General features: G+C 65.9%; 19 protein-coding genes. 9 read left to right on the top strand and 10 right to left on the bottom strand.

Annotated features, from left to right (window positions below; genetic code table 11):
- Position 1 precedes the first annotated feature (1 nt).
- The 5 genes from QX071_RS02015 to QX071_RS01995 all read left to right on the top strand — a co-directional run bounded on the left by QX071_RS02015 (position 2) and on the right by QX071_RS01995 (position 5238).
- Positions 2 to 1222 (top strand): substrate-binding protein, encoded by a 1221-nt coding sequence (locus QX071_RS02015; protein WP_315702523.1) that lies wholly within the window; start codon positions 2 to 4, stop codon positions 1220 to 1222.
- A gap of 207 nt (positions 1223 to 1429) precedes the next feature.
- Complete coding sequence (locus QX071_RS02010) at positions 1430 to 2488, top strand: branched-chain amino acid ABC transporter permease (protein ID WP_315702524.1); 1059 nt, start codon at positions 1430 to 1432, stop codon at positions 2486 to 2488.
- The gene (locus QX071_RS02005) at positions 2475 to 3209 is read left to right on the top strand and encodes an ABC transporter ATP-binding protein (protein ID WP_315702525.1); all 735 of its coding nucleotides are present in this window, start codon (positions 2475 to 2477) and stop codon (positions 3207 to 3209) included. The genes QX071_RS02010 and QX071_RS02005 overlap by 14 nt, the downstream gene beginning before the upstream one ends.
- A complete protein-coding gene (locus QX071_RS02000) occupies positions 3202 to 3903 on the top strand; it encodes an ABC transporter ATP-binding protein (protein WP_315702526.1) in 702 nt (233 codons plus the stop codon). Before QX071_RS02005 ends, QX071_RS02000 begins: the two co-directional genes overlap by 8 nt.
- Positions 3904 to 4095: 192 nt before the next feature.
- The gene (locus QX071_RS01995) at positions 4096 to 5238 is read left to right on the top strand and encodes a hypothetical protein (RefSeq protein WP_315702527.1); all 1143 of its coding nucleotides are present in this window, start codon (positions 4096 to 4098) and stop codon (positions 5236 to 5238) included.
- A gap of 109 nt (positions 5239 to 5347) precedes the next feature.
- Here QX071_RS01995 and QX071_RS01990 read toward each other — a convergent pair whose 3' ends face one another.
- Entirely contained in the window at positions 5348 to 7786 is a 2439-nt protein-coding gene (locus QX071_RS01990) for a glucose/quinate/shikimate family membrane-bound PQQ-dependent dehydrogenase (RefSeq protein ID WP_315702528.1), read from the bottom strand.
- 267 nt (positions 7787 to 8053) lie between these two features.
- On the opposite strand from QX071_RS01990, the gene QX071_RS01985 reads away from it, so the two are divergent.
- Positions 8054 to 8959, top strand: coding sequence for a hypothetical protein (locus QX071_RS01985; protein ID WP_315702529.1), 906 nt, complete (start codon positions 8054 to 8056; stop codon positions 8957 to 8959).
- A gap of 50 nt (positions 8960 to 9009) precedes the next feature.
- Here QX071_RS01985 and QX071_RS01980 read toward each other — a convergent pair whose 3' ends face one another.
- Positions 9010 to 9624 carry a GDYXXLXY domain-containing protein gene (locus QX071_RS01980; RefSeq protein WP_315702530.1) on the bottom strand — a complete coding sequence of 205 codons (615 nt, stop codon included), beginning with the start codon at positions 9622 to 9624 and terminating at the stop codon, positions 9010 to 9012.
- Positions 9621 to 10880 (bottom strand): DUF2157 domain-containing protein, encoded by a 1260-nt coding sequence (locus tag QX071_RS01975; RefSeq protein ID WP_315702531.1) that lies wholly within the window; start codon positions 10878 to 10880, stop codon positions 9621 to 9623. Before QX071_RS01975 ends, QX071_RS01980 begins: the two co-directional genes overlap by 4 nt.
- Positions 10881 to 11079: 199 nt before the next feature.
- Between QX071_RS01975 and QX071_RS01970 the strand changes: the two genes are divergently transcribed.
- Entirely contained in the window at positions 11080 to 12198 is a 1119-nt protein-coding gene (locus QX071_RS01970; RefSeq protein ID WP_315702532.1) for a ring-opening amidohydrolase, read from the top strand.
- 21 nt (positions 12199 to 12219) lie between these two features.
- On the opposite strand, the gene QX071_RS01965 is transcribed toward QX071_RS01970, so the two are convergent.
- The 7 genes from QX071_RS01965 to QX071_RS01935 all read right to left on the bottom strand — a co-directional run bounded on the left by QX071_RS01965 (position 12220) and on the right by QX071_RS01935 (position 19092).
- Positions 12220 to 12738 (bottom strand): hypothetical protein, encoded by a 519-nt coding sequence (locus QX071_RS01965; RefSeq protein WP_315702533.1) that lies wholly within the window; start codon positions 12736 to 12738, stop codon positions 12220 to 12222.
- 67 nt (positions 12739 to 12805) lie between these two features.
- Positions 12806 to 13513 (bottom strand): class I SAM-dependent methyltransferase, encoded by a 708-nt coding sequence (locus QX071_RS01960; RefSeq protein ID WP_315702534.1) that lies wholly within the window; start codon positions 13511 to 13513, stop codon positions 12806 to 12808.
- Positions 13503 to 13967 carry an Rrf2 family transcriptional regulator gene (locus QX071_RS01955; protein WP_315702535.1) on the bottom strand — a complete coding sequence of 155 codons (465 nt, stop codon included), beginning with the start codon at positions 13965 to 13967 and terminating at the stop codon, positions 13503 to 13505. Before QX071_RS01955 ends, QX071_RS01960 begins: the two co-directional genes overlap by 11 nt.
- Positions 13968 to 14872: 905 nt before the next feature.
- Positions 14873 to 16330: a murein L,D-transpeptidase family protein gene (locus tag QX071_RS01950; RefSeq protein ID WP_315702536.1), complete on the bottom strand. Its 1458-nt coding sequence runs from the start codon at positions 16328 to 16330 to the stop codon at positions 14873 to 14875.
- A 303-nt stretch (positions 16331 to 16633) separates the two neighbouring features.
- A complete protein-coding gene (locus QX071_RS01945) occupies positions 16634 to 17596 on the bottom strand; it encodes an acetyl-CoA carboxylase carboxyltransferase subunit alpha (protein WP_315702537.1) in 963 nt (320 codons plus the stop codon).
- A 219-nt stretch (positions 17597 to 17815) separates the two neighbouring features.
- The gene (xerD, locus tag QX071_RS01940) at positions 17816 to 18772 is read right to left on the bottom strand and encodes a site-specific tyrosine recombinase XerD (protein ID WP_315702538.1); all 957 of its coding nucleotides are present in this window, start codon (positions 18770 to 18772) and stop codon (positions 17816 to 17818) included.
- Between the two features lie 173 nt (positions 18773 to 18945).
- Positions 18946 to 19092: a histidine kinase gene (locus QX071_RS01935; RefSeq protein ID WP_315703159.1), complete on the bottom strand. Its 147-nt coding sequence runs from the start codon at positions 19090 to 19092 to the stop codon at positions 18946 to 18948.
- Between the two features lie 151 nt (positions 19093 to 19243).
- On the opposite strand from QX071_RS01935, the gene QX071_RS01930 reads away from it, so the two are divergent.
- Together QX071_RS01930 and aroB are read left to right on the top strand one after the other, a co-directional pair.
- Positions 19244 to 19924: a shikimate kinase gene (locus QX071_RS01930; RefSeq protein WP_315702539.1), complete on the top strand. Its 681-nt coding sequence runs from the start codon at positions 19244 to 19246 to the stop codon at positions 19922 to 19924.
- The gene (gene aroB / locus QX071_RS01925) at positions 19921 to 21069 is read left to right on the top strand and encodes a 3-dehydroquinate synthase (RefSeq protein WP_315702540.1); all 1149 of its coding nucleotides are present in this window, start codon (positions 19921 to 19923) and stop codon (positions 21067 to 21069) included. The genes QX071_RS01930 and aroB overlap by 4 nt, the downstream gene beginning before the upstream one ends.

Below are 21069 nucleotides of genomic sequence, written 5' to 3'. Positions count from 1 at the left end.
CATGTCTGAGTTTCATGGGGATCTGTCGCGCCGGCGCTTCCTGTCCGGCTTGGCCGTCGCCTCCGGCGCGATCGCGACCGGAGTCGGCAGCTGGGTGATCCGGCCCGAGTGGGCCAATGCGGCGGAAGGCCCGATCAAGGTCGGTATCGCCACCGACCTGACCGGCCCGATGGGCTATGCCGGCAACGCCGACGCCAACACCGCCAAGATGGTGATCAAGCAGCTCAACGATGCCGGTGGCCTCTTGGGCCGGCCGATCGAACTGTTCATCGAGGACACCGCGTCGAACGAATCGGTCGCGGTCGGCAACGTGCGCAAGTTGACCCAGCGCGACAAGGTCGACATGGTTCTCGGCGGCATCACCTCGTCGATGCGCAATGCCATCAAGGACCCGATCGTCGCGCGGGGCAAGACGCTCTACATCTACCCGCAGCTCTACGAAGGCAAGGAGTGCACGCCCTATCTGTTCTGCACCGGACCGACGCCGGCGCAGCAATGCGACGAGTTCATTCCCTGGCTGATCAAGAACGGCGGCAAGAAGTTCGCGCTGCCCTCGGCCAATTATGTCTGGCCGCATGTGCTGAACGAATATGCGCGCAAGGTGATCGAGGCGAACGGCGGCGAGGTCGTGTTCGAGGAATATTATCCGCTCGACCAGGTCGACTTCTCCGCGACCGTCAACCGCATCGTCTCCAACAAGGTCGACGTCGTCTTCAACACCATCATTCCGCCCGGCGTCGGCCCGTTCTTCAAGCAGCTCTATGAGGCCGGCTTCCAGAAGAACGGCGGGCGGCTTGCCTGCGTCTACTATGACGAGAACACGCTCGGCATCAACCAGGCCAGTGAGATCGAGGGGCTGGCAAGCTGCCTCGACTACTTCAAGGTGCTGACCAAGGACGATCCGGTCTCGGCCAAGATCCAGGCGGCCTATGAGAAGGACTATCCCGGCAACTTCCTGTTCGCCGCTGGCTCGGCGGCGACCGGCACTTATCGCGGCCTGATGCTGTGGGCGGCCGCCGTGAAGGAGGCCGGCAAAGTGGACCGCGAGTCCGTCGCGGCCGCGCTCGATCACGCCAAGATCGCGGAAGGACCGGGCGGGCCCGCAGAGATGGTGCCGGGCAAGCGCCACTGCAAGATGAAGATGTATACGGCGGTGGCCAAGGGCGGAAAGTACGAGATCGTCGCGCGCAGCGAAGGTCTCGTCGATCCGAAGGAATGCTGAGGCGTGATGAGAAGCTGCTTGTGAATGGCGCGACCTCCTCGTCCTGAGGAGCTTGGCGAAGCCAAGCGTCTCGAAGGACGAGGCCGGAGGAATGGGGCCTCATGGTTCGAGACGGCGCTGACACGCCTCCTCACCGTGAGGGTCTGCTGGCACACGTTAGAACTAGATCACGTTAGAAATGGACAGTGGCAAGGATGGCATTCGTTGATGGCTGACAGTGGAGTGGCGGGCCTTGCGCCGGCGGCAGCAGCGAGCGGGCCGCGTTGGAAGGTCTTGCCGATCGTAGAGCTCGTCCTGTTGGTTCTGGCAGCAGCAATGCCGCTCGTGCTGCCGGATTATCTCACGGTGTTCGCCACCCGCGTGGCGATCCTGGCGTTGTTCGCGCTCTCCTTCGATCTGGTGTGGGGGTATGCCGGGATCATGAGCTTCGGCCAGGCGCTGTTCTTCGGTGCCGCCGGCTATGGCGTCGCGCTGCTCGGGCGCGATCTCAACGTCTCGGCGCTCCTGCTGCTGCTGCCGGCCGGCGTGCTGATCGGGCTGACGTTCGCGCTGCTGCTCGGCGGCTTCCTGCTGCTGGGGCGGCATCCGACCAGCATGATCTTCGTCGCGCTCGGCACCCTGACCGGCTCCTATGCCGCCGATCGTCTTGCGCGCGGCTGGTATTATCTCGGCGGCCAGAACGGCATCCCTTCGATTCCGCCCATGACACTCGGCAGTTACGAGTTCGAGGAGGGGCCGGTCTTCTATTATTTCGCGCTCGCGCTGCTCGTCGTCGTCTATCTGCTTTGCCGCTTCCTGGTGCGCTCGCAATTCGGGCTGGCGCTCGCGGGCTTGCGCGAGAACGAGACCCGCATCGCTTTCTTCGGCTACAAGGTGCAGCATCTCAAAGCCATCGTGTTCGCGATCGGTGGTGCCATCGCTGGGCTGGCCGGCAGTCTCTACGCCGTGCACGAGGGGTTCGTCTGGCCCAACATGGTCGGCGTCGTCATCTCGACCCAGGTCGTGCTCTACGTGCTGTTTGGCGGCTCCGGCACCCTGATCGGGGCGGTGATCGGTACCGTGATCATCGAGGGCGTCAGCTTCTGGCTCTCCGACAATTACCGCGACGTCTGGCCGATCATCCTCGGTGTGCTGCTGCTCTTCGTCATCATGTTCCGTCCGCTGGGGCTGATCAGCTTCGTCCTGTCCGAGCGCGAGCGCGTCGGCCGTTTCGGCATCACGCCAAAGCAGGGCAGCCATCAAAAGGTCGGTCATGGCGCTTCTTGAAGCTTCGGGCATCGTCAAGATCTTCGGCAAGCTCACGGCCCTCAATGGCGCCGCCCTCACCGTTGCCGAAAACGAATTCCACGGCCTGATCGGGCCGAACGGCTCGGGCAAGAGCACTTTGATGAAATGCGTCGCCGGCGCCGAGACGCCGACGCAAGGCAGCATCCGCTTTGCCGGGCAGGACATCACCGCGCTGTCGCCGGCCGAGCGCGCCCGCGCCGGCATGAGCCTGAAATTCCAGATCACCAGCGTGCTGCCGGCGCTCTCGCTCTACGATAACATCCTGCTGGCGCTGCAGGCGCAGGCCTCGCTGCTCGATCTCGTGCTGTCGCGGACGCGCGGCGCGCTGCACGACCAGGTCATGACCATGCTGCAGCAGTTTCGGCTCGCCGACCGCGCCCATGATCCGGCCTCGGCGCTGTCGCATGGCCAGCAGCAATGGCTGGAGATTGCGATGGCGCTCGCCGCCAAGCCGCGGCTGTTGCTGCTCGACGAGCCCACCGGGGGCATGAGCCTGGAGGAGCGGCGCGTCACCGGCGAGCTGCTCGCGCCGATCAAGGCGCACTGCTCGCTGGTCATCGTCGAGCACGATCTCGATTTCATCCGCGATATCTGCGATCGCCTCACCGTGCTCGACCAGGGCGCGGTGCTGGAGACCGGCACGGTGGCCGAGATCCAGGCGAGCCGCAGCGTGCAGGAGATCTATTTACGCCGTGCCTGAGCAAAGCTTCCTCGATATCCGCCATCTCGACACCGGCTACAATCGCAGCCAGGTCCTGTTCGACGTCAATCTGGGCATCCCCTGGCGCGGCGGGGTCGCCGTGCTCGGTCGCAACGGTGCCGGCAAGACCACCCTGATGAAGACCATCGTCGGCGACCTTCCGGTCTGGAAGGGCGAGGTGATGTTCGATGGCCGCGACATCGGCCGTAGTCCGACCGAGCAACGCGTGCGCGGCGGCATCGGCTATGTGCCGCAGGAGCATTCGGTGTTCGCGCGGCTGTCGGTGCGCGACAATCTCGCCGTCGGGTCGCTGTTCAACAAGAACGCCGCGGCCGTCGACCGCGTGCTCGCGATCTTTCCGAAGCTGGCACAGCGGCTCGACCAGCCGGCGGGAACGCTGTCCGGCGGCGAGCGCAAGATGCTGGCGATCGGCCGTGCGATGCTGGGCGAGCCCAAGCTGCTGCTCTTGGACGAGCCGACCGAGGGCGTCTGGATCGGGGTGATCGAGGAGATCACGGAGCGGCTGATCGATCTCGCCAAGGAGATCGCGGTGATCGTCGTCGAGCAGCATCTCGAGCTCGCCTTGCGCGTCGCCGACTACGCCTATGTGCTCGACCGTGGCCGCGTCGCGCTGCAGGGCCCGGCGGACGAGGTCCGCCACAGCCCCGACCTGGTGCGTTACCTCGCGCCTTAGCTGCGCGACCTCGGACAGGCTCTCGCGTCATCCCCAAGCTTGACCGGAATTGACCGCCGGGGCGGCTCACCGTCCTGACATCTGGCCGTCAGCTCGCTGTCAAGCAGCCGTCATGCCCCGGTTAACGACGCCGAACATGGTGGCGCGCCGCCGCTGGGACGGCGGCTATTTTCCGTATTGGGGGAATTCTTGATGTCAACGAGTCCAAACGATTCGTCGTCGTGGTTGCGCGCGCTGCCGCGTCTGCGCAAATTGCTGTTGCTCGCGACGCCGCTGTTGTCGATCGCCGCTTCAGTGCCGGCGGCCGCGCATGATTCCGACTTCGATTTTGACGACGACGAGACCTATCAAATCGGTCTGTGGGGCGATCTGCCGTATTCGACGCTGCAGGCGACCGTCGGCGTGCCGAACCTGATTGCCGACATGAACGCGCATCGGCTGAAGTTCACCGCGCATGACGGCGACCTGAAGCAGGGCTCCGGCTCGCTCTGCGACGCCGGCCTCTATGCGCAGGCGCTGGCCAATTTCAACAGCCTGGAAGCGCCGGCGGTCTTCACGCCCGGCGACAATGACTGGGTCGACTGCGATCGCGCCTCCAATGGCGGCTTCAATTCGCGCGACCGTCTCGACTACGAGCGAAAGGTGTTCTTCTCGACCCCATTCACGCTCGGCAAGCACCGCCTGCGCCAGGAGGTGCAGACCGACAAGCTCTGCCTCGATGCCTCCGGCAACATGACCGGCTGCGTCGAAAACCGCCGCTGGCACGTCGGCCGCGTCACCTATGCGACGCTGAACGTCCAGGGCTCCTGCAACAATCTCTGCGACACCAATCCTGATCCGGCCGAGTTCAATGCCCGCAACGCCGCCGTCATCGCCTGGATGAAGCAGACCTTCGCGGTCGCCAAGCAGCGCAATTCGGTCGCCGTGATGTTCATCTCGCAGGCCAATCCGGGCTGGGACCTCTCGGACCCGACGCGCGCGCCGCTGCGCAATCCGAAAACGCTCGCCGAGACCGACGGCCAGCCGGACGGATTCGTCAGCTTCCTGACGGCGCTGCGCGACGAGGTGATCGCCTTCCGCAAACCCGTGGCCTACGTGCATGGCGATTCGCACTACTTCCGCGTCGACCAGCCGTTTCTGGACTCGCAAGGCCGCCGTCTGGAGAACTTCACCCGCGTCGAGACCTTCGGCGACAACCAGGGCAACGGCAACAATGACGTGCGCTGGCTGAAGGTCACGGTCGACCCGCGCAGCCGCGACGTGTTCTCGTACCAGCCGGTCAACGTGTTCGCCAACCGCACCGCAGTGCCGGCGCCGGCGAACTCGGGCCACTGAGCGCACTCGACATCGTTGCGAGCGAAGCGAAGCAATCCAGGGCCGAGCAGGCAGTCTGGATTGCTTCGTCGCCGTCGGCTCCTCGCAATGACGATATTTACAACTAATCTCACCGGCGCGCGACATTGCCCGGCAGCGCGTAGGCGCGGACGTAGTCGCCGAGCTTGGTGCCGAACGAGCCGTGGCCGCCGTCGACGGTCACGACATATTGCCGGCCACCGGCCTCATAGGTCATCGGCGTCGATTGGCCGCCGGCCGGCAGCCGGTCCTGCCACAACAGCCGTCCGTCGTTCACATCGAACGCGCGGATGTAGTAGTCCATCGTGCTCGTGAGAAAGGCGACGCCGCCGGCGGTGACCATCGGGCCGCCGAGCATCGGCACGCCGAGCTTGAACGGCAGCGGCAGCGGCGCTTCATCGCGGATGGTGCCGACGCGGTGCTGCCAGACGATCTGGTTGGTCTTCAAGTCGATCGCGGCGAGGCTGCCCCAGGGCGGCGCCATGCAGGGAATGCCGAGCGGCGACAGGAAAATGCCGAGATCGACGCCATAGGGCGTGCCGTACATCGGCTGCACGCCGAGCTCGGTGCCGGGCGGATGCGCTGCGTTCGGCGCTGCCGGATTGTCCTTGCCGCGCGGCACCAGCCGCGACACGAACGGAATCGATTGCGGATTGGCGATCGCAATCTGCCTGACCGGATCGACGGCGATGCCGCCCCATTCGAACATGCCGAAATCACCCGGGTAGACCAGCGTGCCCTGTTCGGACGGCGGCGTGAACGGCCCCTCATATCGCAGCCGCTTGAACTTGATGCGGCAGGCGAGCTGATCGAACATCGTGGCGCCCCACATCTGCGCGCCGGATAGTTTCTCGCGGGGGCGGAAGCTGAGATCGGAGAACGGCTGGGTCGGCGAGACGTGGTCCCCGGGTGCCGCGCCCTGCGGCACCGGCGTCTCGGGCGCGGGCACCAGCAGGTGGCCGTCGCGGCGGTCGAGCACGAAGATGTTGCCGGTCTTGGCCGGCACGTAGATCGCGGGCACCACGCCATCCTTGCCGGGTATGTTGACAAGGCTCGGCTGCGACGGCATGTCCATGTCCCAGAGATCGTGGTGCACGTTCTGGTACGACCAGCGCAGCTTGCCGGTGGCGATGTCGAGCGCGACCAGCGCGGAATCATAGCGCTCCTCGTCCGGAGTGCGGTTGCCGGCCCAGATGTCGGGCGAGCTGGAGCCGAGCGGCTCGTAGACCAGGCCGAGCTTCTCGTCGGCGGCGGCGACCGCCCAGGAGTTCGGCGAGCCCGGCGTGAAATGATGCGTCGCCGACGGCATCTCGTTGGGATCGGGATTGCCGGCGTCGAACGCCCAGATCAACTTGCCGGAGTAGATGTCGAAGCCGCGGATCGCGCCCGACGGCACCTTGTTGGAGTAGTTGTCGATCACGGCGCCGGCCATGATCAGCACCTTGTCGGTGACGACAGGCGGCGAGGTGCCCTCGTAGAAGCCGAGGGTCGTGATCTCGTTGCCGGCCTTCAGATCGATCTGGCCGTGATCGCCGAAGCCCTCGCAGGGCTTGCCACTGTCGGCATCGAGCGCGAACAGCCGGCCGTCATTGGTCGGCAGGAAGATGCGCTTGGGACATTCCGTTGGTGCGGCGGCGCCGGTGATGTCGACGGCGCCCGGCTTGGTCTCATGATAGGCGACGCCGCGGCAGGTCATGTGCTGGAAATTCTTGTGATGCTCGATCTTCGGATCGAATGTCCAGCGCAGCTTGCCGGTCTGCGCATCCAGCGCGAACACGATCTGATGCGGCGAGCAGGTGTAGAGCAGGTCGCCGATCTTGAGCGGCGTCACCTCATTGGTGAACTCGTTGGGATCATCCGGCCCTTTGCGGTCGCCGGTCTCGAATTCCCAGGCGAGCTTGAGGTCCTTCACATTGTCCTTGGTGATCTGGTGGAGACTCGAATAGCGCGTGCCGAAATTGGTCGCGCCATAGGCGGTCCAGTCGGACTGCGCCTGTGCCGCCCCGACGTCCGCTCCTTGCGCGTTTCCTTGCGCGTTTCCTGATGCGTTTCCTGGCGCGTTCGTGGCCGCTGCCTGCTGCAAAACGCGGTTGAGGCCGAAGCGGTCGCCGCGCAAGGATGCGCCGAGCACGATCGCGGCGAGCACGAGCACGGCAACGAGGCCCCAGCGCGCCGGGCGCATGTCGCCTGCAAGGTGGGCGGTGATGAACGGCAACAGCAGCCAGATGCCGAGCGGCACCAGCACGTCGCCGCGCGGCGCCAGCGACCAGAAATCCAGGCCGACTTCCCACAGCGCCCAGGCCATCGTGCCGAGCAGCAGCGCGGCATAGACCCACAGCGCCTCGGCGCGCCGCTGCCATAACAGCCAGGCGGTGACGAGCAGCGCCGCGCCGGCAATGATGTAATAAAGCGAGCCGCCCAGCGCCAACAGCCAGGCGCCGCCTGCGACGAGGGCGATGCCCATCAGCGCAACGACGATGACCGTGAAGACGAGCAGCGGCGCGCGCTGCAGCTCGCGGGCGCTGACCATGATGCGCGTCTCCTGATTTTGCGACTGATGATCGGGCGTTTACCCGGCGCCTTCAAGAACCATCCGACATTGCAGAAAGTTCCTGTCGCCGGACTTGCCGCGTCCGCCACCGGCCATTGCGCGGCGGTGGCGCGACCGGAACCTTGGCGTAAGGACCCGGTTGCCGGCCGCGGGGCCGCACACGGCTTTTTGTACTGGCTGCCGGGTCGATTATGACAGTATCATTACGTTGAAATGTCAGTTCGACGAAAAGCGTGGAGCGTGGCCATGGGGTTGCGACTGGGTTTACGACGGCAGGCGGCATCCAATCCGGTGGCTTGGTGGTGGGCGCTGCTGACGCTGGTCAGCATTGCGAATGTCGCGTTCTGGTTTCTGTTGTACCGCCAGCTCTCCGGCCAGCCCGTCACGTCCGCCAGCGGATCGGAGACCTCGTCGATGCTGATGCTCTGCGCGGCCTATGTGTTCGGCTGCGCTTTCCGCTCGGTTTTGCCGCGCGCCGACGTGCAGCGCATCTGCCTGGTCGACAGCTGGCTGTCGAGCGTGTTCGTCGGCCGCTCGGTGGCAACGATCGCGGAAGTCTGCTTCGCCGCGCAATGGGCCATCATCTTGGGCCAGCTCGGCACCATCGCGGACGCGCCAACCGCCGTGAACATCGCGCGCATCATCGTGCCGCTGATCATCGTCGCCGAGATCTGCTCCTGGTACGCGGTCCTGACCACCAACTTCCTCGGCAACGCGATCGAGAATTCGCTGTGGGCGGTCACCTTCCTGCTGGTCGGGATCGGGCTCGGCCGGCTGTTGCCGGAATTCGAGGGGCCGCTGCGTTGGCTGCTCATCACGGGCCTCGTCGGCATCGCGTTCTATCTCGGCTTCCTGATCGTCATCGACGTGCCGATGTATCTCAACCGCTGGCGCATCGGGCGAGCCAACGGCACTAGGCTGCTGCATCCGCTGGAGGGCCTGCGTGACGCCGCGACGCGCTGGATCGTCACCCATGAGTTCGATCATTGGAAGGACGAGATCGCCTGGATGTCGCTCTATTTCAGTGCGGCGGTGTGGGCGAGCTTGGCGCTGTGCGTGCTCTCCTCGCTCGACCATGATCTGCTGAACTACCGCGCGCAGTCGGCGGCGGTGTCGCAGGCCGAGATCGTCCAGCCGATCAGCCTGCGCTGAGATTCAATCCTGGCCGCGCCGGCGGGTCAGGCTGACCCGCGGTACCGGGTCTAGAACCACGGCTCCTCATAGACCGGGGTGCCGTCGACCAGGAGCCGCTTGATCGCGGCCCGGCCCGAGGGCAGCACGGCCGCGACCACCAGCAGCTTGCGCTGGTTGCGCAGCTGTTCGAGCTTCTGGCCTTCGCCCTGCGGCACGAAATAATTCTCGATGTCGTAGCGAACCCCCAAGCTGTCGCAAAACGAGTCGCTCTTCGGCCCGCAGCTCGCGCCCGAGATCACGCGGCCGCGGATCAACACCTCTGCGCCCTTCACCGCGACCGGTTCGGTGTGCACCGAGACCGCGTGGTAGACGCCACTCTGGTCGGGCGCGAGCTTGACGAACAGCACAGGGTGCTGCCCGTGCGCCGGCTGGTCCTTGAGCGCGCCCGCGGGGAGCTGTGAGATGTCGTAGCCGAGCACGACATAATCGCCGCGCAGGAGATCGCGCGGATCGACCGGCTGCGTTTGCAGGGTCACCTCCTTGCCGTCGCGCAGGATCTCCGCGCGGTCGACCACCATCGCGGCCAGCAAGCCGAGTTGTATCAAGGCGGCCGCGCCGAACAGCACGGCCTTCGGAATGCGCTGCAGGCGATCGGTCACGGCTGCGGCTGAGCTGAGGGTCATCGTGCATCCCTCGGCAGCAGGCGATTGAGCAGGATCGAGAGCGCGACCGCGGCCAGCCCGGCCACCGCGAGAAACAGCGACCGGCTCAACAGGGATTCGCTGACGATCCAGGTGATGGCGGCGATGACGCCGGCGATGCCGAGCCAGCCGGCGACGATGCGCGGCAGCGCCGTATCGGTCATGCCGGAGATGACGAGGCAGATCATGGCGCCGAGCTCGATGGCGTAAACCAGCCATGGCTGGCCGCCTTGCCCGACGATCCCCGGCTCCAGCGCGAGCAGCGCAAGCCCGCTCGCGAGTCCCGCCAAGGCCGGGCCAGGGCGCCGTGTCATCGCGGCAGCGGCGAAGGCCAGCAACATGCCGCCGATGCCGCAGATATGGGCCCAGGCGGGATGACCCGCTCCCGAGCGCGGGTGAAGCAGGGAGTCGAATGCCACGCCGCCCAGGACGGCGACCACGGCCAGCATGAAGCCGCCATAGGCGGATAGTACGATACCGAAGCCCGACAGCCGCGGCGGACGCAGCGCGGCCAGCGCCAGCCCTGCGCCGAGCAGCAATGCCGTGCCGTCGGCGAACACCGCGAGTGGATCGGCCAGGTCGAGCCGCGACGCGGTTGCGATCCAGCCGTTGACGGCGGCCAGTGCGACCAGATGGGCGGCGACCCGCGACTGCCAGAGCACGGCAAGGCCGGCGGCAACGAGCCAGAACCCGACGAAGGCAAGGTGCGGCACCTCATCGCCCTCGGACAGGCGCATGTCGCTCCAGATACATGCCGCGACGAGGGCCGTCGCCAGCGCACCGCGCGAGCCCGTGAGCGCGGCCGCGGCGAGTGCGCCGATCGCCCACAGCAGCATGCCGCCCGCAAAATCCGAGCCGAGGTGATACATCTGGCCGACCAGCGCGATGCCGGCGCCGAAGATGATCGCGCCGACGCTGGCGCAAAGATCGGCGAGGATGGAGCGGTCGGCGCGCGCGAACCACGCCCCGAGGCCGTAAACGACGATGATGCCGGCCGCCAGAATGGCGCAACGCAACAGGCGCGCGATATCGGTCCAATGCGCGGCGACGAAGGCGAGGAACGCCGCCGCGATCAACAGGCCGCCGACGATGCCGACCACCACCGAGATGTTGGCGGCAGGCGAAAGCGGCGGCAGTGCGTTGCGGATGGCAATCGCTGCCGAGGGCGTGATCAGGCCATCGGCCTCCCACCGCGCCAGATCAGTCTCAAGACGCTGACGATAGGTTCGCTCGAACATCCGCGTGAATCACCACCGGTTGCGATCGTTCACCTATATTAGCATGAGGGCTGCCGGCCGACAGGCGCATCTTGCCGCCGGTGTGATGAGCTGCGGTATCGGCTGGCTTCAGCTCCGCGCTGGCGTCAATCTTGCTAGACGAACCTGGTAGGGGAATTTGCTGGACGACGCGCCGGGAGAGCAGATGCAAGAGGTTCGCATGCGGACAAGATCGGTGGACGTCATTCGCATCGCGACCCATGGCCCCGGGGACGTCTCGGGCCTCATGAGCCGGATCGAGTCCGGAGCGATCGATCCGCACGCGATCGTCGCCATTCTCGGCAAGACCGAGGGCAATGGCGGCGTCAACGATTTCACCAGGGAGTATGCGGTTGCCGCGCTGTGCGCGGCGCTGGCGCCGCATCTCGATCTGCCGCCGCACGGTGTCGAACAGCGGATTGCCTTCGTGATGTCCGGCGGCACCGAAGGCGTGCTCAGCCCACACATCACCGTCTTTACCCGTCATGATGGTGTCAGCGACCGAGGCCCGGGTGAGGCGGCGGGCAAGCGCTTGAGCATCGGCATTGCGCAGACCCGCGACTTCCTGCCGGAAGAACTCGGACGCAGCGCGCAGATCGGGGAAACCGCCAAGGCCGTGGCGGCTGCCATGCTCGATGCCGGCATCGCCGATCCCAGCGATGTCCATTTCGCCCAGATCAAATGCCCGCTGCTGACGAGCGAGCGCGTCGAGGCCGCATTGGCACGCGGCACCAAGACCGTAACCGGAAACGCCTATACGTCGATGGCCTATTCGCGCGGCGCCTCGGCGCTCGGCATTGCAGTTGCGCTCGGCGAGATCGAAGGCGAGATCGCCGATGAGCACGTCATGCGGCGGTTCGATCTGTATTCGCGGGTCGCATCGACCTCGGCCGGCATCGAGCTGATGCATAATGTGGTGATCGTGCTCGGCAACTCCGAAAACTCCGCGAGCGCATGCGAGATCGGCCACGCGGTGATGCAGGATGCGATCGACGCCGCGGCGGTGATCGAGGCTCTCGGCAGCGTCGGCCTGGCGATCGGCGCCACGTCGGGCGATGGACGGCAACTGGTCAATATCTTCGCCAAGGCCGAGGCGTCGCCCAATGGCAGCGTGCGCGGCTTTCGGCACACCATGCTGGAGGATACCGACATCAGCGCCACGCGGCATGCCCGCGCTGCGGTTGGTGGTCTGATCAGCGGCCTCGCAGGGACGAGTGCCGTCTACGTTTCCGGCGGTGCCGAGCATCAGGGACCGCCCGGCGGCGGACCGATCGCTGCAATCGTCCGGTTGCCGCAATGAAGCTCGGCGGATGACGCGCACTCACTTGCGATCCGGCTCCGTTGCCTTCACCACCGTGGCATTGATCACGCGCGTGCCCTCGAGTTCACGGACGATGCGCTCGTCAGGGCCGACGGTGCCGAGATCGAAGTCGCGCTCACGCGTGACCAGGATGATGCGCCCGCCTGTGGTGATCACGACCACGGTGACGTCATGCTCTTCGCCGGAGACGGCCCATTCGCGGATCTCGGCGTGATATGGCTCCCTGCGCCAGGCATCCGGAAGACCGGGATCGCAGCGCACCTCGATGCCGTCGTCCGACGTCGTCAGCACGAACTTCGCTTTGGCTGGCTTCCATTGCTCGTCGAGCAGCTCGTTCACTAGCCATAGGCAGCGGAACGCCTGGCATTCGCCGGGGCGCGCCTGATAGATTGCACATCCGCGTTTCGGGTCGCAATGTGAGCACCAGCTATTGGCCGGCTTGGCCAGTGCCTCGATCGCCATCACCTTGCAGCACAGCGTGCAATCGCCGCAGTGTCTCGATGCCGCGTCAGATGTCATGGGACTTCTCACGACAAGCGGAGCACTCTCCGAAAGACGCCCCGGGCCGGTGGGGATTGTCCCACGTTCACGCGTGACCGGTCCAGCCGTGCCAGGTGAAAGCGGTGAAGAAAAGGCTGGCATCGGAAAAGCCGCCGCCGCGCAGAATGGCTTCGTCCTCCTCGGGGCTCAGCATGTTGACGCTGGCCTCGACGGTCGTGCGCATCGTTTTCGCCTGCTCGGGATCGACACCCGAGGCGACGGCGTAGGCGGCATAACGATCCAGCCAAAGCCCTCGCTGTGCCGGATCCTGCGGCAGACAGCCATGTGCGGCCACGAACGGCGCCCCTGGCCGAAGCCGGTCATGGATGGCGCGGACCGTCCTCAGGCGCTCCGAAGCTGAGAGAAAGTGTAGCGTCAGCAGGCACGTCGCCGCGTCGAAGGGGCCTGTGGGAGCATCGAAGATATAGCCTTCGATCAGTTCGACGCGATCGATGCGGGACCCGAGCGTCCGCTCGGCCAGCCGCAACATCTGCGCCGACGGATCGACACCGACGAAGGTCCAGGACGGATGGGCATCGGCCAGGGCCGCGAGCTCGAGGCCGCCGCCGGCTCCCAGTATGAGCACTTTCGCATGTGCAGGCGCCCGCTCGGCGAGGAGGATGGAGGCCATCCGATGAAGTCCGTCGAGACCGGGCACGAAGCGGCGCGGTCCGTCGGTGTAGCGCGCGACGATCTCCGGATCGGAAAACGCGCGCAGAAATGACTGTGCGCCATCGGTGCTGTCAGCCGGCATCGCAGACCTGTCCTTTGCGCGACCGCTTGCGTTGGACCAAGCGGTGGTGGAAATCGGCGCTCAAGCTGGCGAGCGTCACGTCGCCGAGACGAGATAGCAACAAGGCCTCCGCATCATGGAAGGCGGTGTCGAGCGCCGCATTCACGGCCTGTTCGACCAGGCAGTCCGGGCTTTCGGTCCGGTTGCCGAGGGCGAACAGCGACGGACGACCGAGCGAGTCGTAGATGTCGCGCAAGGTGACCGCGGTGAGATCGCAGGCGAGCGTCCATCCGCCACCATGGCCTTTCTCGGAGTGCACATAACCGTGGTCCCGCAAGCCCGCCATGATCCGTCGGATCACCACGGGATTGGTCTGCATCATCAGCGCGAGCGTCTCCGACGTGGCCGGGCCGTCGAGCTCCGCCATGTGAAGCAGCACGTGCAGCACGCCGGACAGCTGGCTGTTGGGTCTCATGTAACTTTTGATATTACATGATTTACGGTCCGTCAATCGCGGTAGGAAAGCGCCCATGCGGCAGCCGTCGCGCAGTTTGGACATGCTGACGCGGCGGTGGCGAACCAAACGTCGGGGCCAAGCCGCTTGCGCCGAAGAACTAATTTTGCCCGCCCGATCAAGCTGGTTTGGGTGGTCAAGTCGGATCTCGAAAAATATTGATCTTCGCTTTTTCAGAAATCCATGGTTCTATCTCTGCGTCCCGCGCTTCGATGAGAGGGGCGCCTCGCGATCGTCACGAGCGTTGGGCGCGGGATGCGATGGGCGTGTCGGGTTGCAGCGTGACGGCATGATCCGAAAACGATCATGCCCAAGTGAAGTTCACGCGGACGAACGATCCGATACGCACGGTCAAGTCGCGCGGTCCTGGCACCCCGACGCTGGTGTCAAATTGGCGATGATGCTGCGCATCACGCTGATGACGGTGGCCAGAAAGCCCGGCGCACCGGGGAGAACGCGAAGCAGCCGTTAAAACCGTCGCGCAGGGAAGGCCGGGATGTCTTGGCCAAACCTGTGGTACCTGCCGCCTGCATTTTTTTCGCAGGCGGGCCATGGGGGCGGCAAGCTCCTGGCCTTCCCTGTGCCCTCTATCAAGTGAGGGTGAATGGATGGATAGCTCGGACGCAAAACGCGCCGCGAGAACGCGAGCCTATGTCGTCGTCATCGCCAGGAGCGAAGCAACGAAACGATGCAGAACCGTCGCGCGGCTCCCGGCTTGCTTGGGCGCGGCGCGCTCCGCAATGATGCCGAGGCAGCCGGCGGGATCAGCGCATCTCTGGAAGACTGCCGCCCTCCGGTCCATTCCAAGGACGATAGGCTTGAACTGTTCGACAATCGAATCAAGAAATGTCTGGCGGGAAGCCGAGCTACTTCACCGCCGAGAAGCGGCTGTCGAACGAGTTCGTCGACATGATCGGCGCCGAGCCTGCAACCAGTGCAGTCTGCTGCGGCGCCGGTGCGGGCGCGGCGGCGCTTGCGGCCTCGGTCGTCGCCGACGGCTTGAACGGCGGGCGCGCCGCGGCCTGCCTGATCACGTTCGGTTTCGCCTCGGCGGACTTCGCCGCCACGGCCTTCGGCGCCGGCTTGCTCTCCACAGGCTTGGAGGTCACAGCCGCGGCGTTGGCCGCGATCGCGCCGCTCGAACTGATCTTGCGCAGGTTGGAGATCAGGCTTGCCTTCTCCGGGGCGCTGACCGCGGCGACGCGCGGCGTGGTCGAGCCGACCGAGGCCGGCTCAGGCGCGGCCGCTGTCGCAATCTCGTCGGCGCTCGGCGCGCGCGGCGGATTGACGTGACCGGGGATCGTGCCCGGCAGCGGCGAGAACTGGGTGAGCGACAGGCCCGGCGCTTCACCAGGCTCCGACAGGCCGGTCGAGGCGCCTGGTACGCGCGAGGCGAACACGCTGTTCATGCCGCCGTCGATACCGGTGTTGAGCTTGGCAACCGGCGTGCCCTTGGCGATCAGCTTTGCGAATTCCGCCTCGTCCGCCTGCTCCTTCTCACGCACGGCGTTCGCGATCTCGTCGGGCACCACATAGGCCGGGCATTTCGCCGAGGCGTCGAACACCGGATCGCGCGTCGCACCGGGCGGCTTCTCGGCATCGAAGACGTATTTGTGCTCGCAGAAGTCGACCTTCGGCTCCTGGCGCGTGACCTCGAAATGGTCGTAGCCTTCCTTGATCATGCGCCAGAACGGCATGTTCGGATTGTTGCGGTGCTTGGCCATGTTCACCGCCGTCATCCGGAACGGATAGGCCTGGAATTGGAAGGCGCGCTGGCCGCCGAAGAAGGATTCCCGACCCAGCGAATAGATCTCGGCGATCTGCTCGTCGGTCATCGCGTAGCAGCCGCGCGAGGAGCAGTCGCCATGGACCATCAGCTCCGAGCCGGTGTGGCCGAGCGATTTGTCGTAGGCGTTGGGATAGCCGGTGTTGAAGGAGAGGTAATAGGCCGATTGCGGATTCATCTGCGCCGGCGAGATCGAATAGAAGCCTTCCGGCGCCTGGCGATCGCCTTCGCGCACCTTGGGCCCGAGATCGCCCGACCAGCGGCAGATCGGATAGCTCTTCAGCAACCCGAACTTGCCGGAGCGATCCTGCTTCCAGACCTCGAGCTCGGCCTCCTGCTTGAACAGGCGGATCAGGATCGGCGACTGCAGATCCATGTTCTTCTCGCCCATCGCGGCGACGAGCTTGGGCGGCACCGGCTGGTTGGCCTTGGCATTCTGGGCAAGCGACACCTGGTCGCTGTTGCAGCCGGCCAAGAGCGCACTCGTGGCCAGCGCCGCCGAGGTCAGCAGGACCCGGACAAATGCGCGGTTGATCAATGCAAAGCTCCCCGCCACGACGGCATGTCGCAAAACCCCACTCGTCTCACTTCCAAGGCCGGAGCGGCAGAGAAGGAATGCCGATCAAGCCATGCGTCATGCCTCGAACCAGTAATTAAAATTGTAACCTTTGAGCCTGGGGGTCGCAACCCGCTCCCCCCACGCTGTCCGGCCACGCGGCCAGCGTGGTCAACAATGTCTAAACAGGAAATACCCGCGTCCAGGCCGAAATGCGACCAAGGGGCTGCGTTCACTCACAAATTCGCGAGCGCCGAGGCGCGCAGGACGGCCGGCCACGGCGTCTCAGCCGAGCTTGCGGCCGATCTCGAGGAATTTCTGCCGGCGCTGCTTGCGGACGGCATCGGCGTCGAGGCCCTTCAGCTCCTCAAATGCCTGGGCGATCGCTTCGCCTGTGGCTGCGATCATGGCGGCGGGATCGCGATGGGCGCCGCCGACCGGCTCCTTCAAGATGGAATCGACCACGCCGAAGCGGAGCATGTCCTGGGCCGTGATCTTCATGCTGTTGGCGGCTTCCTGGGCCTTGGTGCCATCGCGCCACAGGATCGAGGAGGCCGCCTCCGGCGAGATCACGCTGTAGATCGCGTGCTCCAGCATCAGCACGCGATTGGCCGTGGTCAGCGCGATGGCGCCGCCGGACATGCCTTCGCCGGTGATGATCGCGACATTGGGGACGCCCAGCGCCAGGCAGGCGTCGGTGGAGCGGGCGATGGCTTCCGCCTGGCCGCGCTCCTCGGCGCCGATGCCGGGATAGGCGCCGGCGGAATCGACCAGCGACAGCACGGGCAGGCCGAAGCGCTCGGCCATCTCCATCAGCCTGACCGCCTTGCGATAGCCTTCGGGGCGGGCCATGCCGAAATTGTGCTTCAGGCGGGATTCGGTGGTTGCGCCCTTCTCCTGGCCCATGACGCAGATCGGCTCGCCACGGAAACGGCCGAAGCCGCCGAGCAGGGCGGCGTCCTCGCCGAATTTGCGATCGCCGGCGAGCGGGGTGAATTCGGTGATCAGCCCGCTGACGAAATCCGTGAAATGTGGCCGCTGCGGGTGCCGCGCCACCAGCGTCTTCTGCCAGGGCGTCAAATTGGCATAGAGCTCGGCCAGCGCCTGGCCGGCCTTCTCCTCGATCCGCGCCACTTCCTCGCCGATGTCGGTGCCGGAGGCGGCCATCGCGCGCAGCTCGTCGACCTTGGAATCGAGCTCGGCAACAGGCTTTTCGAAATCGAGATAACTGCGCATGGGGTCCGGCATGGAGGAGCTGAAGGAAGGCGCTGGAAGGCGAAATCGGTTCGGCGTGTAGACCTGAAGGCAAATGACTTCAGGAGCTTAGCATGCGATTGGTGCGCCGCCACCCGGCCTCGGGCCGGGAATGCGGGCAGGATGGCGCTCTTTCGGGGCAGACGGGCGCGAAGTCAAGCGGCCGGGGCATTACGCCACCGGATTTGGTTTCGAGGCGGTGTGCCCGCGGGCCTATTTCTCAGCCAGGGGGTGCAGGTCGCGCACCAGGCTCTTCAGCCGCTCCTCCACCACGTGGGTGTAGATCTGGGTGGTGGAGATATCGGTATGGCCCAGCAGGGTCTGCACGATGCGCAGGTCGGCGCCGTTGTGCAGGAGGTGGCTGGCGAAGGCATGGCGCAGCACGTGCGGCGAGACCAGCCGGGCGGGCAGGCCAGCGGCCACCGCGAGCTCCTTGAGGTCGCGGGCAAAATGCTGCCGGGTCAGGTGACCGCTCTCGCCGAAGGAGGGGAACAGCCATTTCGAAGCGGCGACGTTGGCCTTTTTCTCAGGCTTCAGCCCATCCATCGCGGCGAGATAATCCGCCATCGCCTGCCGCGAGGCCTGGTTGAGCGGCACCAGCCGCTCCTTGTTGCCCTTGCCGCGCACTACGATCATCCGCGCGTCGTGACGCGCCGCGGTGCGCGGCAGCGTGACCAACTCGGAGACGCGCAGGCCCGTGGCGTAGAGCACTTCGAGCAGACAATAGAGGCGCATCGCCCGCAGCCGCTGCGTCGGCGAGGCGTCTGCCACCAAGGTGAGCTCCTTGGCGCGGGTCAGCATGCGGTCGACATCGCTGATCGACAGCACCTTCGGCAGCGGCCGCCCGCGCTTGGGCCCGGCCAGGATGGCTGCGGGATCGTCGGTTCGGATGCGCTCGTTGAGCAGGAAGCGGAACAGATGCCGCGTCGCCGACAGCCTTCGCGCCACGCTGGAGGATTTGAACCCCCTGGTGTCGAGGTCGGCGAGGTAGTCCCGCAGCGCCTGGGTGTCGGCGCTCGCGAAGCTGCTGGCTTTGCGGCTGAGGAAGGTGGCGAGATCGGTGAGGTCGCGGCGATAGGCGTCGAGCGTGTTCTCGCCCGCGCCCTGTTCCGCGGCCAGCATGTCCAGGAACAGGGTGATGAGCTTGGCGTTCGAGGCCTTGGCCCGCATGTGCTATCCGCGTCCGGTCGAAGTTCGAATCGCTGCGCCGTAGGAACTTCATTTCGATGGCCGAGGCCTGGAAGCGAAGTTGGCCGATATCGCGGCGCCAATCCTCCAAAAGACAACCGCAAAAAACTTAATCAAATTGGTGTGGCTTTTCAGCCAGCCTCGCCGCGGCCGATCTATTTTTTCTGGAACTTGTCCGGCGGGATGGTCACCGTCATCTCCCGTGGCTTGGGAGTGACGAAATTCGCCAGCGCGAAGATCGCGCCATACACGACGCCGACGATCACGGCGACCACGGTGAGGAATCGGAACAGGCTGGGCATCTTGGCCGGCAGGCAGCGAACGACCTCGGACATCCACCATGTTCGCTCCCGGCTTGCAAGTCTGTCTGGCAAGGCGGGGCGTCCACGGAGTATAGCTGCCTGGAACAGGTGCCTTTGAATGCAGCAAGCCGGTGGGTTAATAGCCGAATTGATGATCGACACGCCTCAACCAGCCGCCAGCCAGATCGCTCCCGAGGCCGCCATCGTCGCGGCGCTCGGCAAGCGGCTCGTCGTGCTGGTCGGCATGATGGGGGCGGGCAAGTCGACGGTCGGGCGGCGGCTGGCGGCGCGGCTGAAACTGCCCTTCGTCGACGCCGACAACGAGATCGAGGCTGCGGCCGGCATGACCATACCGGAGATTTTCGACGCCCATGGCGAGACGCATTTCCGCGACGGCGAGGCGCGGGTGATCGCGCGCCTGCTCGACAGCGGTCCGGCGGTGCTCGCCACCGGCGGCGGCTCCTTCATGCGCGAAGAGACCCGCGGGCGCATCCGGGACAAGGCGATTTCGATCTGGCTCAAGGCCGATGCGGACGTGATCATGCGCCGCGTCAAGCGCCGGGCCGACCGGCCGCTGTTGCAGACCGCCGATCCCGCCGGCACCGTCACCCGTCTCCTGACCGAACGTGAGCCGGTCTACGAGCGCGCGGACCTGACCATCTGGTCGCGCGATGTTCCGCACGACAAGATCGTCGAGGAGTGCATCGACGCCCTCTACGCCCGGCTCTGCGGCCTATCCGCAGCGGCCGCCAATGGCCGGACGGAGGCTGGGATTGCCGAGGCCGACACCGCGCCGGCCGACGTGACGCAAGCCATCGGTGGGCTGCGATGACCGCCCCGGTGAAGGCCTGCGATCCCATCACGGTCGATGTCGCGCTCGGCGAGCGCGCCTATGACATCATCATCGGCCGCGGGGTCCTGGCCTCGCTCGGCGAACGGATCGCGGCATTGCGACCGGGCGTCCGCACCGCGATCGTGACCGACCGCACCGTCGCCGGCCACTGGCTGGAGCCGACGGAGGCCGCGCTGGCGCGGGCCGGCATTCCGACCACGCGGATCGTGGTCGACGAGGGCGAGGGGTCGAAGACCTATGCCGGATTGGAGAAGGTCAGCGAGGCGCTGATCGCGGCCAGGATCGAGCGCAACGATCTCGTCGTCGCGCTCGGCGGCGGTGTGGTCGGCGATCTCGCCGGCTTTGCGGCCGCGGTCCTGCGGCGCGGTGTCGATTTCGTCCAGGTTCCGACCTCGCTGCTGGCGCAGGTGGATTCCTCCGTCGGTGGCAAGACTGGCATCAACTCGCCGCAGGGCAAGAATCTGCTCGGCGCCTTCCATCAGCCGGTGCTGGTGATCGCCGATACGGCGGTGCTCGATACGCTCTCGGCGCGGCAGTTCCGTGCCGGCTATGCCGAGGTCGCCAAATATGGCCTGCTCGGCGACGAGGGCTTCTTCACCTGGCTCGAGGCCAATCACGCCGACATCGTCAACGGCGGGCCCGCGCGCGAGCACGCCGTCGCCACCTCCTGCCGCGCCAAGGCCGCGATCGTCGCCCGCGACGAGCGCGAGACCGGCGACCGCGCGCTGCTCAATCTCGGCCACACCTTCGGCCACGCCCTCGAAGCGGCTACCGGCTTTTCGGACCGCCTGTTCCATGGCGAGGGCGTTGCGGTCGGCATGGTGCTGGCGGCGCAATTCTCCGCCGAATTGGGAATGCTGGCTGCCGCGGACGTCGAGCGCATGGTGCATCACCTTGCTGCGGTCGGCCTGCCGACCCATCTGCAGGATATCGCCGGCTTCGCCCAGGAAGGGATCGGCGATGCCGACAGCCTGTTGGCCTTGATGGCCCAGGACAAGAAGGTCAAGCGCGGCAAGCTCACGTTCATTCTGCTGGAGGCGATCGGCCGGGCCGTGATCGCCAAGGATGTCGATCCGTCGAGGGTCCGCGACTTCTTGCAGGCCAAGCTTCAGCGCCGCGGCTGA

It is taken from the genome of Bradyrhizobium sp. SZCCHNS1022, from assembly GCF_032484835.1.
In the GTDB taxonomy this organism is placed as follows: Bacteria; Pseudomonadota; Alphaproteobacteria; order Rhizobiales; family Xanthobacteraceae; genus Bradyrhizobium.
Note: the sequence above shows the minus strand (reverse complement) of the source record. Positions and strands in the feature narration are given on the sequence as shown.

Bases quoted from the DNA above. Each gene is read 5' to 3' on its own strand.
- QX071_RS02015 (WP_315702523.1), top strand. From the start codon at position 2: ATGTCTGAGTTTCATGGGGATCTGTCGCGCCGGCGCTTCCTGTCCGGC.
- QX071_RS02010 (WP_315702524.1), top strand. From the start codon at position 1,430: ATGGCTGACAGTGGAGTGGCGGGCCTTGCGCCGGCGGCAGCAGCGAGC.
- QX071_RS02005 (WP_315702525.1), top strand. From the start codon at position 2,475: ATGGCGCTTCTTGAAGCTTCGGGCATCGTCAAGATCTTCGGCAAGCTC.
- QX071_RS01995 (WP_315702527.1), top strand. From the start codon at position 4,096: ATGTCAACGAGTCCAAACGATTCGTCGTCGTGGTTGCGCGCGCTGCCG.
- QX071_RS01990 (WP_315702528.1), bottom strand. From the start codon at position 7,786: ATGGTCAGCGCCCGCGAGCTGCAGCGCGCGCCGCTGCTCGTCTTCACG.
- QX071_RS01985 (WP_315702529.1), top strand. From the start codon at position 8,054: ATGGGGTTGCGACTGGGTTTACGACGGCAGGCGGCATCCAATCCGGTG.
- QX071_RS01980 (WP_315702530.1), bottom strand. From the start codon at position 9,624: ATGACCCTCAGCTCAGCCGCAGCCGTGACCGATCGCCTGCAGCGCATT.
- QX071_RS01975 (WP_315702531.1), bottom strand. From the start codon at position 10,880: ATGTTCGAGCGAACCTATCGTCAGCGTCTTGAGACTGATCTGGCGCGG.
- QX071_RS01970 (WP_315702532.1), top strand. From the start codon at position 11,080: ATGCGGACAAGATCGGTGGACGTCATTCGCATCGCGACCCATGGCCCC.
- QX071_RS01965 (WP_315702533.1), bottom strand. From the start codon at position 12,738: ATGACATCTGACGCGGCATCGAGACACTGCGGCGATTGCACGCTGTGC.
- QX071_RS01960 (WP_315702534.1), bottom strand. From the start codon at position 13,513: ATGCCGGCTGACAGCACCGATGGCGCACAGTCATTTCTGCGCGCGTTT.
- QX071_RS01955 (WP_315702535.1), bottom strand. From the start codon at position 13,967: ATGAGACCCAACAGCCAGCTGTCCGGCGTGCTGCACGTGCTGCTTCAC.
- QX071_RS01945 (WP_315702537.1), bottom strand. From the start codon at position 17,596: ATGCCGGACCCCATGCGCAGTTATCTCGATTTCGAAAAGCCTGTTGCC.
- xerD (WP_315702538.1), bottom strand. From the start codon at position 18,772: ATGCGGGCCAAGGCCTCGAACGCCAAGCTCATCACCCTGTTCCTGGAC.
- QX071_RS01935 (WP_315703159.1), bottom strand. From the start codon at position 19,092: ATGCCCAGCCTGTTCCGATTCCTCACCGTGGTCGCCGTGATCGTCGGC.
- QX071_RS01930 (WP_315702539.1), top strand. From the start codon at position 19,244: ATGATCGACACGCCTCAACCAGCCGCCAGCCAGATCGCTCCCGAGGCC.
- aroB (WP_315702540.1), top strand. From the start codon at position 19,921: ATGACCGCCCCGGTGAAGGCCTGCGATCCCATCACGGTCGATGTCGCG.